At 65.2% G+C, this 15,262-nt stretch carries 14 protein-coding genes; 5 read left to right on the top strand and 9 right to left on the bottom strand.

Features of this window, described 5'->3' with window-relative positions; translation table 11 throughout:
- The first annotated feature begins 28 nt into the window (after positions 1 to 28).
- The gene (locus JLK41_RS11080; protein WP_218952935.1) at positions 29 to 745 is read left to right on the top strand and encodes a hypothetical protein; all 717 of its coding nucleotides are present in this window, start codon (positions 29 to 31) and stop codon (positions 743 to 745) included.
- Positions 746 to 806: 61 nt separating this feature from the next.
- Complete coding sequence (locus tag JLK41_RS11075; protein WP_210391009.1) at positions 807 to 1,469, top strand: glutathione S-transferase family protein; 663 nt, start codon at positions 807 to 809, stop codon at positions 1,467 to 1,469.
- Positions 1,470 to 1,576: 107 nt separating this feature from the next.
- Here JLK41_RS11075 and JLK41_RS11070 read toward each other — a convergent pair whose 3' ends face one another.
- Positions 1,577 to 2,224, bottom strand: a complete 648-nt coding sequence (locus JLK41_RS11070) for a membrane protein (protein ID WP_047589564.1) — start codon at positions 2,222 to 2,224, stop codon at positions 1,577 to 1,579.
- A gap of 103 nt (positions 2,225 to 2,327) precedes the next feature.
- Here JLK41_RS11070 and JLK41_RS11065 point away from each other — a divergent pair, with 103 nt between their 5' ends.
- Positions 2,328 to 3,104 (top strand): TSUP family transporter, encoded by a 777-nt coding sequence (locus tag JLK41_RS11065; protein WP_210391008.1) that lies wholly within the window; start codon positions 2,328 to 2,330, stop codon positions 3,102 to 3,104.
- Positions 3,105 to 3,146: 42 nt separating this feature from the next.
- On the opposite strand, the gene nudC is transcribed toward JLK41_RS11065, so the two are convergent.
- The 7 genes from nudC to JLK41_RS11030 form a co-directional block, all read right to left on the bottom strand.
- Entirely contained in the window at positions 3,147 to 3,971 is an 825-nt protein-coding gene (nudC, locus tag JLK41_RS11060; protein WP_134675954.1) for an NAD(+) diphosphatase, read from the bottom strand.
- Positions 3,971 to 5,650 (bottom strand): FimL-related protein, encoded by a 1,680-nt coding sequence (locus JLK41_RS11055; protein ID WP_179554065.1) that lies wholly within the window; start codon positions 5,648 to 5,650, stop codon positions 3,971 to 3,973. The genes nudC and JLK41_RS11055 overlap by 1 nt, the downstream gene beginning before the upstream one ends.
- A gap of 49 nt (positions 5,651 to 5,699) precedes the next feature.
- A complete protein-coding gene (locus tag JLK41_RS11050; protein ID WP_210391007.1) occupies positions 5,700 to 6,512 on the bottom strand; it encodes a crotonase/enoyl-CoA hydratase family protein in 813 nt (270 codons plus the stop codon).
- A 199-nt stretch (positions 6,513 to 6,711) separates the two neighbouring features.
- Positions 6,712 to 8,955 (bottom strand): Orn/Lys/Arg family decarboxylase, encoded by a 2,244-nt coding sequence (locus JLK41_RS11045; RefSeq protein WP_210391006.1) that lies wholly within the window; start codon positions 8,953 to 8,955, stop codon positions 6,712 to 6,714.
- A gap of 121 nt (positions 8,956 to 9,076) precedes the next feature.
- Positions 9,077 to 9,835: a DNA polymerase III subunit epsilon gene (gene dnaQ / locus JLK41_RS11040; RefSeq protein ID WP_134675957.1), complete on the bottom strand. Its 759-nt coding sequence runs from the start codon at positions 9,833 to 9,835 to the stop codon at positions 9,077 to 9,079.
- A 69-nt stretch (positions 9,836 to 9,904) separates the two neighbouring features.
- A complete protein-coding gene (rnhA, locus tag JLK41_RS11035; RefSeq protein WP_037052942.1) occupies positions 9,905 to 10,357 on the bottom strand; it encodes a ribonuclease HI in 453 nt (150 codons plus the stop codon).
- Positions 10,358 to 10,398: 41 nt separating this feature from the next.
- Complete coding sequence (locus JLK41_RS11030) at positions 10,399 to 11,157, bottom strand: class I SAM-dependent methyltransferase (protein ID WP_152488590.1); 759 nt, start codon at positions 11,155 to 11,157, stop codon at positions 10,399 to 10,401.
- Positions 11,158 to 11,229: 72 nt separating this feature from the next.
- Here JLK41_RS11030 and gloB point away from each other — a divergent pair, with 72 nt between their 5' ends.
- Together gloB and JLK41_RS11020 are read left to right on the top strand one after the other, a co-directional pair.
- Complete coding sequence (gene gloB, locus JLK41_RS11025) at positions 11,230 to 12,003, top strand: hydroxyacylglutathione hydrolase (protein WP_210391005.1); 774 nt, start codon at positions 11,230 to 11,232, stop codon at positions 12,001 to 12,003.
- 174 nt (positions 12,004 to 12,177) lie between these two features.
- Positions 12,178 to 13,749, top strand: a complete 1,572-nt coding sequence (locus JLK41_RS11020) for a lytic transglycosylase domain-containing protein (protein WP_210391004.1) — start codon at positions 12,178 to 12,180, stop codon at positions 13,747 to 13,749.
- Here JLK41_RS11020 and JLK41_RS11015 read toward each other — a convergent pair whose 3' ends face one another.
- Positions 13,750 to 15,192, bottom strand: a complete 1,443-nt coding sequence (locus tag JLK41_RS11015) for an HDOD domain-containing protein (RefSeq protein ID WP_210391003.1) — start codon at positions 15,190 to 15,192, stop codon at positions 13,750 to 13,752. It lies immediately after the preceding gene.
- Positions 15,193 to 15,262: the final 70 nt, after the last annotated feature.

The following is a 15,262-nucleotide window of genomic DNA, read 5'->3' as shown; positions in this document are numbered from 1 at the left end:
GCTGATCGTCGGCGGCATCGCCCTGTTGATGGTGATTGCCTATATCAACCACGCCGTCGAGAACAGCAAGCTGGAGAAGGCGCGCCAACGTGCCGACCTGCTCGACCGCATCCGGCGCTGCCAGGACCTCTCCGAACGTCTGCCAGGCCAACTGATGACCCCGCAGCTGAAGCTGCTGCTCGCCAAACTGCAACTGCAGGCCAGTGAACGCCTGCTGCCGCTGGAAAAACAGAACGCCACGCTCAAGACAGACATCGAGACGCTGAAGGCGCAGATCGCGCAAGGCGAATCCATCGCGGTGAAGAATCCCCCACAACCGATCGCCAACGAAGCCAAGGCCAAGGATGTGCGCTTCCTGCTGGAGAACCTTCACGCCCTGGTCACCGGTTCGGTACAAGGCGGGCTGCTGCCGGCCAACGAAGGCAAGCACTGGCTGAAGCAGATCCGCCAGATGCTGGTGCTGGTGCATATCGAGTTCTTCAGCACCCTGGGCCAGGCGGCCCTGCAACAGAAGCAGCCAGGACAGGCCCGCCTGGCCTTCGAGCGAGGCGTCCAGTACCTGCGCAAGCAGCCTGAGCCCGCCCAGTACCAGGCGCAGCTCAAGCGCTTCGAAGAGCAGCTGGCGCGCGCCAACGCCATGGTACTCAACAACAACGCCCCGAGCGCCGAGGAGTCCAGCGAGCTGACCGAAGGCCTGAAGAACCTGGGAGACGACGACTGGAAGAAGAAGAACATCTACGACTGAGCCTCGCGCGACTTCATCCGGCCCAGTCGAAAACACCGTACGCCGAGAGAAAGGAACTGAAATGAGCCTGACCGTCTACGGGGCACCCCTGTCCCCTTTCGTCCGCAAACTCTGCCTGTGCCTGATCGAAAAGGAGCTGGATTACGAGCTCGAAGTGGTCATGCCCTTCGGCCAACCCGACTGGTTCCGTGAGCTCAACCCGCTGGGGCGCATTCCGGCCTTTCGTGACGGCGACCTCAAGCTGGCCGACTCCAGCGTCATCTGCCAGTACCTGGAAGAACGCTACTCCGAGCGCAAGCCTCTCTATGGTGCGGACGCGCAGCAGCGCGCCCAGGTCCGCTGGCTGGAGAAGTACGCCGACTACGAGCTGGCCCCCTTGTGCACCTTCACCGTGTTCCGCCATCGCGTGCTGAAAACCAGCATGGGCCAGCCCTGTGACGAGGACAAGGTGCAGCAGACGCTCAAGGACAAGCTGCCCGGCCATTTCGACTATTTCGAGACAACCCTGGGCGACGCGCCCTACTTCCTGGGCGAGCAACCGAGCATGGCCGACCTGGCGCTGGCCAGCCAGCTGCTGAACATGGAACACGGCGGGGAGACACTGGACGCTGCGCGCTGGCCGAAGCTGGCTGCTCACTACCAGCGCATCAAGGCCAGCGCCTCGATGCAGCAATTGCTCCCACGCGAACTGCGCACGCTGGAAAAGATCGGCATCAAGCGCTAAGCCGGAACGCCCGCTGGGCATACAACCCAACCGAAACGCCCCTGAAAGAACAATGCCCCTGATCCTTGCGAGGATCAGGGGCATTTCACGTCACCTGAGTACTGCGCTTACCAGTCCTTCAGCGCCGCCTCGGCAGCAGAATTCATCGGCTCGGCCAGCAGCCCGGTCGGGGTCAGGCTCACGCTGTACACGGCATCCGCCGCGATCGGCAGGTAGGTCACCCGCAGCGCCTGCGGATCGAACAGCAGCAGGTCACGCTGGCTCAGGCGCAACCAGCGCCACAGGTCGACGCCATAGGGACTCTCGGCCAGCTGCACGCGGCCATGCTGCGCCAGTGCCTGCTGCTCGATGGCGAGGAAACGCCCGGAAAGGCGCTCCAGGCGGTAACCGGGCTCGAGGCCGATCAGCTCGGCCAGGCCCTTCCAGCGAATCAGCCGGCCATCGAGCTGCCACATGTCCCCCTCGAGGGTGACGACCCGCTCCCGCCCGCCTTCCAGCAGGCTGACCCGATAGCGCTGCGGGCCATCCGCCTTGAAGCTCAGCGTCACCAGCGGCTTGCCCGGCTCCAGCGGCTCGTAGGTATACAGGTCGTAGGCCACCAGGCCTATCAGGCCGGCCAGTGCGAGAAACGCCAGGCCGCAGGTGCCGCGCAGCCAACCGAGGAACCAGCCTGTATTGAGCAGAACGCGCAATGCCACCAGTAGCGCCAGCACGGCCAACAGCGCCACGGCCCAGGCCAACCCATCGTATTGCATCGCTCGCATTCCTTCTCTGACGAAATCCCGGCATTATGCGCAGCTCTCCCTGCCACGAACAGCCGCCAGGCTGCGCACTTGCCCACAAGTCGACATTTTTAATATGCCCCTGCTCGAACTCGCCATCGACCCCAGCACGCTGGCCATCCTCGCTCTGGTTGCCTTCATCGCCGGTTTCATCGACGCCATCGCCGGCGGCGGTGGCCTGCTGACCATCCCGGCACTGCTGACCGCTGGCCTGCCACCACACCTGGTGCTGGGCACCAACAAGCTCTGCGCCACCTTCGGCTCGGGCACTGCCGCACTGACGTTCTACCGGCGCAAACTGTTCGATCCGAAACAGTGGCGCAACGCCCTGCTGGCCACCCTGATCGGCGCCCTGCTCGGCGCCGTCATCGCCCACTGGATGCCGGCCGCCTGGCTCAATCAGATGCTGCCGGCCGTGGTCTTCGCCTGCGGCATCTACCTGCTGTTCGGCCGCATGCCGGAGGCCCCGGCCGAACACGACCTGCCGATCGCCAAAGCCCGCCAGTGGCCTCAAGGCCTGGGGCTCGGTCTCTATGACGGGGTGGCCGGCCCTGGCACGGGCGCATTCTGGACGGTCAGCAGCCTGCTGATGTACCCGCTGGACCTGGTTCGTGCCAGCGGTGTCGCACGCACCATGAACTTCGTCAGCAACGCGGCGGCACTGGTGGTCTTCATCGCCTTCGGCCAGGTGGCCTGGGTGCTCGGCCTGAGCATGGGCGCAGCCCTGATGATCGGCGCCTTCCTGGGCGCGCGCACCGCGATCAAGGGCGGCTCGAGATTCATTCGCCCGGTGTTCATTCTGGTGGTATTGGCACTGACCGCCCGCCTGGTCTGGCAACACTGGGTCGCCTGAGCGACCTCGCACCGCGCACGAGCAGGCCTTGCGCCTGCTCTGTCAGGCCTGCAGTTCGGGCTCCGGCAGGCCCAGGCGGCGAGCCACGTAGAGATCGATCAGGTAGCGCGCGATGGAGCGCGAAGCCGGCAGCGGTGGCAGGTCGTCGACACGGAACCAGCGCGCGTCCTCGATCTCGTCCTCCTGCATGACGATGTCGCCGCCGGCATACTCGGCATGGAAGCCCAGCATCAGCGAGTGTGGGAACGGCCAGCCCTGGCTGCCAATGTACTGCAGGTTCTGCACCTCGACACCGACTTCCTCGCGCACTTCACGCGCCACGCAGTGCTCCACCGACTCGCCTGGCTCGACGAAGCCGGCCAGGGTGCTGTAGATCCCCGTGACGAAACGCGGCGAGCGCGCCAGCAGGACCTCATCGCCGCGCGTGACCAGAACGATCATGCTCGGTGAAATCCGCGGATAGTGCTGCGATTCGCAGCTGTCGCAGCGCATCGCCCGCTCGCCAGGCAACTGCCGTGTCGCAGCCCCGCAGCTGCCACAGAAACGGTGCTCGGCATACCAGGTGCCGATCTGCGCGGCGTAGGCGAGCATGCGGAAGGTTTCCGCCTCGCCCTGCAACATGAACTGACGCAGGCTCTGCCAGCTGCAGCCCTCGAGCTGTGTCGACGGTTTCACCTGCAGCAGGTAGACCGCATCCTCGCCGAAGTAGCCAATGCCCTGCTCACCGACTATCTCCAGGTCCTGGCGCTTGATCCAGTCACGCGGGAACAGGACGCCGTTGCTGTCAGCCAGAAAGTGCTGCTGGTTGTACAGCAGCGCCCAGCCCCCCGCCTGCGCGGGATCGAGAAAGGCATTGCGCCAGGCCATCAGGCGGCCACCGGCATGCCCAGCGCCTTGACGCTTTCCTCGGCCAGGTCGAGCACGCTGGGCCGCGTTTCCGGACGCATCACGGCACCGGCTTCCAGGTAGTACTCCAGGCTGCTGAGGGCATCAGCCAGGGTTTCGAGCATCTGCTCGGAGGGCATCTGCCCCGAATCGAGCATGCGCGTCTGGATGTAGTCGGCGCAGGCGCCGACCAGGTTCGCCGCACGACGCTGCTCGAGGAACCACAGACCACCCCGGACGGCCTGCAGGCTGAACGGTACGTTGGCCAGGTGCATCTTGTCGCCACCCGCTTCCAGGTAGGCGGTGATGGCCCGCTTGGCCAGCGCCAGGCCGGCCTGAGCCTCGTCGACCACCACGATGCGCGCTTCGTTGAGCTGGTGATGGGCGAAGGAGTCGGCCTCGTTGCCAGGCTCGGCCGCCGCCGGCCGCGCCTCTCGACCCTCGCCCCGCTCCAGGCTGGCCACCATACCCTCGACGTACAGCACCGCGTCGGCAAGCTTGTGCAGCTGCTCCGGTTGCGGCGGTGTCTCGGCATTCCAGGCGGCGACGTGCGGCAACTGGGCGCTGAGCGAGTTGCCAGCGGAATTCAAGCCGACCATGCCAAGGGTCTTGGCCAGCTTGCCCAGCAACGCATGCAGGGTACCCAGGGTCTCGCCCTGTAGGGTGCCGCGCTCGAGCAGGTCGAGCATGTCCTTGACGCTGGCCAGTTCCTCACGGATCGCCGAGGACAGCGAACGCATCACCGCCTTGCCCGGCCCGGACAGGCGCTGGTATTCCTCTTCCAGCAGGTGATCGGTGAACGGCAGCGGCGTCAGGCCGAATACCTCGCGCATGGCGCTCGCCTGGGGGCCGTGGCTGTCCGCCAGCGCGACGAGGTACAGCAGCTCCTTCAGCAGGCTGCGCGGGGCTTCGTACTGCGGGTTGCCCAGCATCAGCTTGAGTTCGCGGTCGACCCGCGAGAACAGCTGCTTGCGGGACTTGCGCGCCAGCAATTGTGCGTCGCACTGCGCCTCGATGGCCGCAGCGCCGATCCAGCACATGCGCCCGCGCGGCTCGTTGGCGAACAGGCTGTCGAGGCGCACCATCGCCCGCACCATCAGCTTCAGGCTGGCCTGCGGGTTCTGTTCGCGGATGAAGCCCAGCAGGCCGACCTGGTACATGTGCCGCAGGCGCTTACCTTCCGCCAGCTTGGCCGCGCCATCGAGCGGCTGGGTCGCGGTGTGCGGCCGCGCATGATCGAGGCGCACGCTGAAGAAGAAGCTCTCCGGCAAGGGCTGCTGCGCACCGGCCTGGCGCAGGTCATTGATCGCCGGCAGCAGCAGCTCGGGCATTTCCTGGCGATGGGCATCGACGTTTTCCAGGTAGCGGCGCAGCACGTGCAGCGCATTGCTCAGCGCCGCCAGCTGCACGTCACGCTCCTCGCCCGCCCCGACCGGAATGTCGGTGGCCTGGTCCAGCACTTCCTGGGCCAGCAGTTCGGCCCCGGCCAGCTCGATCAGGTTGAGCGTGCCACGCACCTGCTGCAGGCTCTCTACCGCCTGCTGCAGCAGGCTGCCGTTGTGCCGCTCGGCAATGAAATGCTCCAGGCTCTGCTCGGCCTCTTCCATGGTGACGAACAGCTCGTCGCGCACCAGACTCAGGGATGTGGCTCCACTTACCATGCTCTATGCACCTCGCGGTTCGCTCGCATCAAACGACAGTGGAACGGCATCAGTCGGCGAACTCCGGCTTCTGCTTGCTCATGTGCGCGGTCATCGCCAGGCGCAGGTCTTCCGACTGCAGCATGGCGGCATTCCAGGTGGCAATGTATTCGAGACCATCGTCGACCCGATGATCACGCATGTAGCGAATCATTTCCTTGGTTCCTCGTACCGCAATCGGTGATTTGCTGGCGATCTCCGCGGCGATGCCCATGACCCCGTCCAGCAGCGCCTCCTGGCTGGCATAGGTGCGGTTGACCAGGCCGATACGTGCGGCCTCGCTGCCATCGATGCTGCGTCCGGTGAAAGCCAGCTCGCGCATCATGCCATCGCCGATGATACGCGGCAGACGCTGCAGGGTGCCGACATCCGCGGCCATGCCCATGTCGATCTCCTTGATGGAGAACTGCGCATCGGCCGTCGAATAACGCATGTCGCAGGCGCTGACCAGATCGATGGCGCCACCGATGCAATAACCCTGGATCGCCGCCAGCACCGGCTTGCGGCAGTTGTCGACGGCATTGAAGGAGGCCTGCAGCTCGAGAATCTTGCGGCGCAGGGCATCGGCGTTGCGACCGACGTCCTTGCCCAGCTGCGCGCCGACCGAAGCCAGCAGCATCAGGTCGATGCCCGAGGAGAAATGCTTGCCCGCACCGGAAAGCACCACGACACGCACTGCGTCGGTGGCATCGACCCAGCGGAAGATCTCGATGATCTCCCGCCAGAAATCGGCGTTCATCGCGTTGACCTTTTCCGGACGATTGATCTGCACATGGGCGATCTTGTCCGCCAGGTCGACGCGGAAGGCTTTGTAGTCGGACATGGCAGGCATCCTCAGCCGCAGCTCGGCACAATAATTATTTTGTGATTAATAACCGAGCAACTATAACAAGCACGCCATAAAAGTCGATGCTTGCCAGTGTGACGCAGGGCACGCCCCGGATGTTAACGAACGCTTTGAATATCCGTGGTAAGGGTTTGATCTGCCGAGAATCCCGCTCCCCGGCAGAGCGACCCTGCGGTCATTCCATCAGGCAATCCACGCAGTACTGCCCCGCCTCGGTCTGCAATCCGTGCACGTCGATGTCGAAGCCCGGGAAGGCCTGGTCGAAGGTCCGCGCGAAGGCCAGATAGTCGAGAATAGAGCGCGTCGCTGCCGTGAAGCGCTCGCCCGGCATGATCAGCGGAATGCCCGGCGGATAAGGCACCAGCATCACCGCCGCGATGCGCCCCTGCAGCTGATCGATGGGCACTGCCTCGACCTCGCCGCGCACCAGCCGGTCATAGGCATCGGCCGGTTTGATCGCCACCTCGGGCAGCGCCGTGTACATGCTCTTCAGCGCCTTGGCCGTGGCGTTGTCGCGGTAGCAGCCATGCAGCGCATCGCACAGGTCGCGCAAGCCCATGCCCTGGTAGCGTCCGGCGCCGGCATGGGCGATGGACGGCAGCACGTCGATCAGCGGCAGGTTGGCATCGAAGCTGCGCTTGAACTCCAGCAACTCGGTCAACAGCGTGCTCCACTTGCCCTTGGTGATGCCCATGGAGAACAGCACCAGGAAGGAGTACAGGCCGGTCTTCTCCACCACCAGACCGCGCTCCCAGAGGAACTTGCTGACCACGGCGGCGGGAATGCCCTGCTGCTCCAGCTTGCCCGCCGCGTTAAGGCCGGGCATGACCAGCGTGACCTTGATCGGATCGAGCAACACGTAGTCGTCGGCCACCTCGCCGAAGCCATGCCAGTCGGCATCCGGCTGCAGCACCCAGTCGCCCGTGGCCAGCTCATCGGCGCCGTCGACCGCCCCCGGCTGCCAGATGCTGAACCACCAGTCGTCAGCACTGAGGTTGCGGCGCACGTTGGCCAGGGCGCGGCGGAAGCTCAGCGCCTCGTCGAAGGTTTCCTGGATCAGCGAACGACCGGCCGGCCCCTCCATCATCGCCGAGGCCACATCCAGCGAAGCGATGATGCCGTACTGCGGCGAGGTCGAGATGTGCATCATGAACGCCTCGTTGAAGCGATCACGGTCGAGCTGGCGCTGCCCGCCATCCTGCACATGGATCATCGACGCCTGGCTGAAGGCCGCCAGCAGCTTGTGCGTCGAATGCGTGGTGAACACCAGCGGCGAGTGCTCGTCGCACTGGGTGCCCATGCCAAAGCGCCCGGCGTAGAAGTCGTGGAAGGCGGCGTAGGCGTACCAGGCCTCGTCGAAGTGCAGCACCTCGACCGAATCGCCCAGGGCCTGCTTGACCATCTCGGCGTTGTAGCAGAGCCCGTCGTAGGTGGAGTTGGTCACCACGGCCAGCTTGACCTTCGGCGCCCGACCGCGCGCCAGCGGGCTGGCGTCGATCTTGGCCTGGATCGACTCCCGGCTGAACTCGCTCAGCGGAATGGGGCCGATGATGCCCAGTTCGTTGCGCTCGGGGCAGAGATACAGGGGAATCGCCCCGGTCATGATGATCGAATGCAGGATCGACTTGTGGCAGTTGCGGTCGACCAGCACCAGGTCGTCCCGGCCGACCATCGAATGCCAGACGATCTTGTTCGCCGTGGAGGTGCCGTTGATCACGAAGAAGGTGTGATCGGCGCCGAAATTGCGCGCAGCCCGTGCTTCGGCCTCGGCCAGCGGCCCGGTGTGATCGAGCAGCGAGCCCAGTTCCGGTACCGACACCGAGAGGTCCGAACGCAGCGTGTTCTCCCCGAAGAACTGGTGGAAGGCCTGGCCCACCGGGCTCTTGCGATAGGCCACGCCACCGCCGTGCCCGGGCGTGTGCCAGGAGTAATTGGACTGCGCGGTATGCTGCACCAGCGCCTTGAAGAAGGGCGGCAGCAGGCCTTCCAGGTAGTTGTGCGCGGCACGCGCCACCTGCCGCGCCAGGAAGGACACGGTGTCTTCGTAGAGGTAGAGGATGCCACGCAGGTGGTTGAGATCGGCCATCGCCTCGGCCGGGGCATTCTCGATGGTGACCTGCTCGCCGAGGGCGAAGATCGGCAGCTGCGGCGCCCTGACCCGCGCCACGCGAATCAGCTCGACCATGTCCTGCAGCAGCCGGCTGTTCTCACCGGCGCCCTCGGCGGCGACGAGGATGCAGGCCAGGCCATGGTGGGTCGAGGCGACGATGCGACCCTCGGCTGCACTGGCGGTGGGCAGGATGCTGAAGCCGTCCTGGGTGAGTTCCTGAGCGATGGCGCGCACCCGATCACCGGCCACGGTGTCGGCCTTGATGTCGCGGTGCACGATTAGGACGGGAAACTTGAGATCTTTATACATTGTGACGTCCTGAAGGCTGGCAGGCCTGGCCTGCCCATCGCCTCAGGTTAGAGGCTCCCCCCTGGCGGCGGAACCCCCTGTGCATCACGCTATAAGAAAAGGTCGCAATTGCGCTGTTCGGTTATTCCGGCGCCTTTTCCAGCTGGGCCCACAATGCCGGGCCGCCGGAGGATTTCTCGATGGCGGCGAGCCGCGTCAGATGCGCCGCCAGCTCGTCTTCACTGGCGCGGATGACCCGCGTGCGAGGACGACCGGCATCCAGCCGGCGAATCGGCGTGGCCTGCTGGCGCCCGCTGCCATCGCCATCACCGCCCTCGCCCGCCAGCGACAGGTGGGTCTGCCCACCGGTCATGGCCAGGTAGACGTCGGCCAGAATCTCGGAGTCGAGCAGTGCGCCGTGCAGCTCACGGTTGGAGTTGTCCACGCCGTAACGCTTGCACAGCGCATCCAGACTGTTGCGCTGCCCCGGATGGCGCTCGCGCGCCATCATCAGGGTATCGAGCACCGAGCAGTAGTCACTGACATCGGCGCGCTCGCTCTGCCCCAGCAGGGCGAACTCGTTGTTGATGAAGCCGACGTCGAACGCCGCGTTGTGGATGATCAGCTGGGCGCCCTTGATGAACTCGTAGAATTCATCGGCCACTTCCCTGAAGCGCGGCTTGTCGGCCACGTAGTCGTTGGTGATGCCGTGGACCGCGATGGCGCCTTCGTCGATCTCGCGGTCCGGATTGAGGTAGACATGGAAGTGACGCCCGGTCAGGCGCCGCCCCAGCAACTCGACACAACCGATCTCGATGATCCGGTGCCCGTCCGTGACCGGCATGCCCGTGGTTTCGGTATCCAGCACCACATAGCGGTTGGGGGTGTTATCGGTCGTCACGCCTTGTCTCTCTCATCGTTCAGGTTGCCGCACAAGCGCGACATGTTAACCCAGGTTGCCGGGCATCACTCAGCGCGCTGCGCGCACCTCGTCGACACCACGGTTGGCCAACTGGTCGGCACGCTCGTTGCCCGGATGCCCGGTGTGACCACGCACCCACTGCCAGCTGACCTGGTGGCGATTCACCTCCTCGTCCAGCTTCTGCCAGAGGTCGGCATTCTTCACCGGCTCCTTCGAGGCGGTTTTCCAGCCACGCTTCTTCCAGTTCGGCATCCATTCCTGGATACCCTTCATCACGTACTGCGAATCGGTCACCAGCTTCACCGCGCAAGGGCGGGTCAGCGCGATCAGGCCGGCAATCGCGGCCATCAGCTCCATGCGATTGTTGGTGGTACTCGGGTCGCCGCCCCACAGTTCCTTCTCCACGCCCTTGTAGACCAGCAACGCGCCCCAGCCGCCGGGGCCGGGATTGCCCTTGCAGGCGCCATCGGTGTAGATCACCACTTCATCGGTTTCAGACATTCATCAGCTCTGTACGGGTTTGACCAACCGGGGCGCGGCGCCTAGCTGTCCAGATCGCGCCGGCTGACCTTCGCCACCGGCATCGGCAACAGCTTGCCCATCGGCTCGCGGCGCGCCTGCCGCAGCGGACGCAAGCCGACCACCAGCTTGCGCGCCACCAGCAGGTAGAAGCCGGCACCCGGCAGCTGCCAGGTATCGCCCCAGCGCTCCATCCGGCGCAGGCGCATCTGCCAGGCCAGTGAAGCGAGCGGCGGACGATAGCACCCGAACCGGCGTTTCTCCAACGCAAAGCCGAGCAGTGCCAGCCAGTCGCCAACGCGCCCGGGGTCGATGCAACGCGCCTTGCTCAGGCCATCGCGCGCGAACAGGCGGCGAGCGCCCCACGCGCTCCAGGGGTGAATGCCCAGAATCAGCAGATGCCCACCGGGCCTGACGCTGCGCGCCGCCTCGCGCAGCAGGCCGTGAGGCGACAGGCTGAAATCCAGACCGTGCTGCAGCAGCACCACATCGGCGGCGTGCTCGCCCAGTGGCCAGGACTGCTCTTCGCAGACGATCTGCACGCCGGGCAGCGGCGCCCCCAGGCGCACGTTGTGCTGAATCTGCCCGGCCTCCGGCGTGCGCTCGGCACCCGGACCGTAACTCACCAGATAGCCGCCGAAGAAACGCGCCAGCTCGTCTTCCAGCAAGCGCCGCTCCTCCTCCAGCAGCAACTGCCCGAGCGGCCCGGAAAGCCAGTCGCGCGCCTCGCTGATGAGCTTGAGCCACTCAGGATCGGCCTGAGCGAATACCTGATCGGTCATCGCTGCCTCCGCATGACAGTCTCTGCATCCAGTGTCTAAGATGCACCTTTATATCCAGCTTAGCGACCCACAATGATTCAGATCGACGCGCTACCGGCCTTCAACGACAACTACCTCTGGCTGCTGCAGGAGCCGACCAGCAAGCGCTGCGCAGTGGTCGACCCGGGCGATGCGGCGCCGGTGCTGGCGTGGCTGGAGGCGCACCCCGGCTGGTGCCTCAGCGACATTCTCATCACCCACCATCACTTCGACCATGTCGGCGGCGTCGAGACGCTGAAGAACGCCACCGGCGCCCGCGTGGCCGGCCCGGCGGCAGAGAAGATCCCGGCACGCGAGCTGGACCTGGGCGACAACGACACGCTCGAGGTGCTCGGCCTGCGCTTCCAGGTTCTTGCCGTTCCGGGACACACCCTCGGCCACATCGCCTACTACAACGCCGAGCAGCAGCTGCTGTTCTGCGGCGACACCCTGTTCGCCGGTGGCTGTGGCCGCCTGTTCGAAGGAACGCCGCAACAGATGCACGCCTCGCTCGGCCGCCTGGCTGCCCTGCCCGGGAGCACGCAGGTCTACTGCACCCACGAGTACACCCTCAGCAACCTGCGCTTCGCCCATGCCGTGGAGCCGGACAACCTGCGCCTCAGCGAGCGCCTGGCCGAAGTGACGCGCTGGCGCGAGGCGGGCCGCATCAGCCTGCCCTCCTCGATCAAGCTGGAACTGGCCACCAATCCGTTCCTGCGCACCGACGCGCCAGACGTCATCGCGGCGGCTGCGAACCGTGCGGGCGAATCCCTCGACGAAGCCAGCGCGGTGTTCGCCAGCCTGCGTGCGTGGAAGGATAAATTCTGATTCGCCGACGAACGCGCCGGCGCCTTGCCAGCAGCGGTTTTCTGGCGCCATGACCCAGGCATATTGAACCAAGTGAGAGGGATACAGGTCACAATTGGCTGGTGAAAACTTGACCAACCTTGACCCGATTCCTAGAATCGCCCGATCTTTTTGTCGGGAAAAACACCTCACCCAATGCCTTTTTTGTCACGTAAGCCATTGAATTTCAAGGCATTGGCGCGAAGCTCTCGAGTGCTCGCGGTGATGTGTTGCATAACCCTGGCCGGCTGCCAGAGCCTGCCCAGCGAGGGCCCGGACGGCGCGACCGATACCTCGCGCGCCGTCGGCCTGGAGCGCGAGCCCGAGTGGCTGAGCAACGAGATCAAGCCGCGCGAGTACAACGATATCTGGGAGCGTCTGCGCGATGGCTTCCAGCTGCAGGACGAGATCGGCGTCAACCCGCGCATTGAGCGCCTGCGTCTCTGGTACGCCAGCAACCCCCGGCACGTCAACGCCGTCAGCGAACGCAGCGCGCCGTACATCCACTACATCGTCGAGCGACTGGCAGAGCGCGACATGCCGATGGAACTGGCACTGCTGCCGGTCATCGAGAGCGCCTACGACCCCCAGGCCTATTCCCCGGCGAACGCCGTCGGCCTGTGGCAGTTCATCCCCTCCACGGGTCGCCACTTCAATCTGCGCCAGACCAACTGGTATGACGGCCGCCGCGACGTCACCGCCTCCACCCAGGCAGCGCTGAACTACCTGAGCCGCCTGCACGAGATGTTCAATGGCGACTGGCTGCTCGCCCTGGCCGCCTACAACGCAGGCGAAGGCCGCGTCAGCCGCGCCATCGAACGCAACGAGAAACTCGGCCTGCCCAGCGACTACTGGAACCTGTCGCTGCCCAAGGAAACCGAAGACTACGTGCCCAAGCTGCTGGCCCTGTCGCAGGTGATCCTCACCCCCGAGGCCTACGGCGTGAACCTGGCGCCGATCGCCGACGCGCCCTACTTCGAACAGATCGCCATCAAGCAGCACATGGACCTGTCCCGCGTGGCCAAGCTGGCCGACCTGGACGAAGAGGAACTGCTGCAACTAAACCCCGCCTACAAGCGCGGCATCACCCTGGACGGCCCGCAGCACCTGCTGGTGCCTACCGACAAGGCGGAAATGCTCAGCGCCAACCTGGCACTGATGAAGCCCCAGGAGCTGGTCGACTGGCAGACCTATACCGTGCGTTCCGGCGATAGCCTGCATGCCATTGCCAATCGCAATCACCTGACCGTCAGCATGCTCAAGGACGTCAACCGCCTGAGCAGCAACAACCTGCGCATCGGCCAGGTGCTGACCATTCCGGGCAAACCCGGCGCCCAGCCGAGCGAGCCGCTCTACCAGCAACGCAGCACGCTGGCCAGCGCAAGCCGCACCTACAAGGTGAAGAACGGCGACAACCTCTGGCAGATCGCCCGCGAACACCAGGTTGCGGTGCATGACCTGCGCCGCTGGAACGCACTGCAGGGCAACAACCTCAAGGTTGGCCAGGTGCTCAATCTGGCCGCCGCCGAGAGCGCACCACAGGCCGTCGCCGCGACACGCCGGCAGAACGCCGCACACGACAAGGCGACCTACTATCGCGTGCAGCAAGGTGACTCGCTCTACGTCATCGCCAAGCGCTTCAAGATCGAACTCAAGCACCTGCAGGCCTGGAACCCGCGCAGCAATACGCTGCGCCCAGGGCAGATGCTGACGCTCTACCTGCCCTGATCAGCGCTTGCTGATCGCCTCCAGGCAACGCCCGGTCAGCTGGGTAAAACGCTGGAACGCCACGAACTGCTCGTGGCGCAAGGCGCGGCCGGACAAGCGACTGTCGGCATAAAGCACGCCGATCTCCCGCGTACCCGCGACGATCGGTGCGATGAAGAACATGCCACTGCCGAGGCTGCGGCGAATCGGCTGGGTGACCAGCTCGGCCAGGTTGTAGCTGGCCGGCACCCCCATCCAGATCGCTTCGCGATGGCGCAGCACATAGCTGAAGATGTGCGGCTGTTCCGTCTGCTCCGCTGGCAGGACGAAGTCGTCCAGCCAGTGCTGGGTGTCTTCGCCAACCACGCGCTTGGCGCGAAAGCGACTCTGGCCATCGGCCAGCACCGTGAGCATGACCCGCTCCAGCCCCACCCCACGATGCAGGCCCTTGAGCAGGGTATCGAGCACCAGGCCGACATCGGCTCGCGCACTGACCATCAGCCCCAGGTCCTGCAGCGCCTGCTGCATCAGCAGCAGGTCCGGCTGCAGGAGCCGCGCGCGCCGCTCCTCCTGCTGCAGGCGAATCTGCTCCGGGTCGGTATTGGGTATCAGGCAGCACAGCTTGCTGGCACCGAAGGTCGAGGCGACCTTGACGGCCTCCTCGGCGCTGGCCAGCACCTGCTGCAGGGTTTCCTCCTGGGTCAGCGCAGTGAAGCTGGCCACCTTGGCCAGCACCTCCTCCATCTCTGCGCAATCCCAGCCATCTAGCGCGGCCTCGCTGATACGCACGCCCAACTGCACGGCATAGGCGGCGGGGTCGTGCTGATTGCTCCCGGCCTGCGCCAGGCTGGCGGTCTCACCCAGGTTCCAGCTCTTCAGCAAGGCCTGCGTCAGCTGTCGGAAACTGGTGCCGAGAACCTCGCGCACCGCTTCATCGACGTCCCCCCCTGGCCGCTCGAGCACCGCGACCAGCTCATCGGCCTGCTCGCCAGCGCAGCCCCAGAACGCCAGCTCACCCAGGTGATGCAGCAAGGCGGCGATGAACACCTCTTCGGCGTGCCCGGACAAGGCGTAGCCCGCGATATTGCGCGCCTGCACGGCGGCGTGGAAGGAACGCGCGAGCAGCATCTGCAGCTGCTCGCGCGGGGTTCGGGTCAGCAACCCGTCGATCAGGCTGACCGACAGGCCGATCAGGCGCACGTTCTCGAAACCGATCAGGACGATGGCCCTGGAGATGGTCTTGATCGCTTCCTGCGACGGGTTGTAATAGACGCTGTTGCCGACGCGCAGCACCTTGGACGTCAGCGACGCGTCGCGCAGCAGCACATCGGCCAGCTGCTGCACCGAGGCGGAGTCCTGCTGGGCGAGGCGCTGAAGGTCCTGCACGACGGCGGCCAGCGCGGGGAGTTCGGCTTGGTTGAGGCGATCGATCCATGACTGCAAACCATGGCTACGTTCCGGCAAAATCTTACCCTCTAGGTGTCTCCTTCAAGTGTATGTCAAAGCGCCACGACTGCTCGCTCGCCAGCCCACT

The organism is Ectopseudomonas khazarica (assembly GCF_017915135.1).
GTDB classification, from domain to species: domain Bacteria; phylum Pseudomonadota; class Gammaproteobacteria; order Pseudomonadales; family Pseudomonadaceae; genus Aquipseudomonas; species Aquipseudomonas khazarica.
This window is presented reverse-complemented; position numbering and strand designations above follow the sequence as displayed.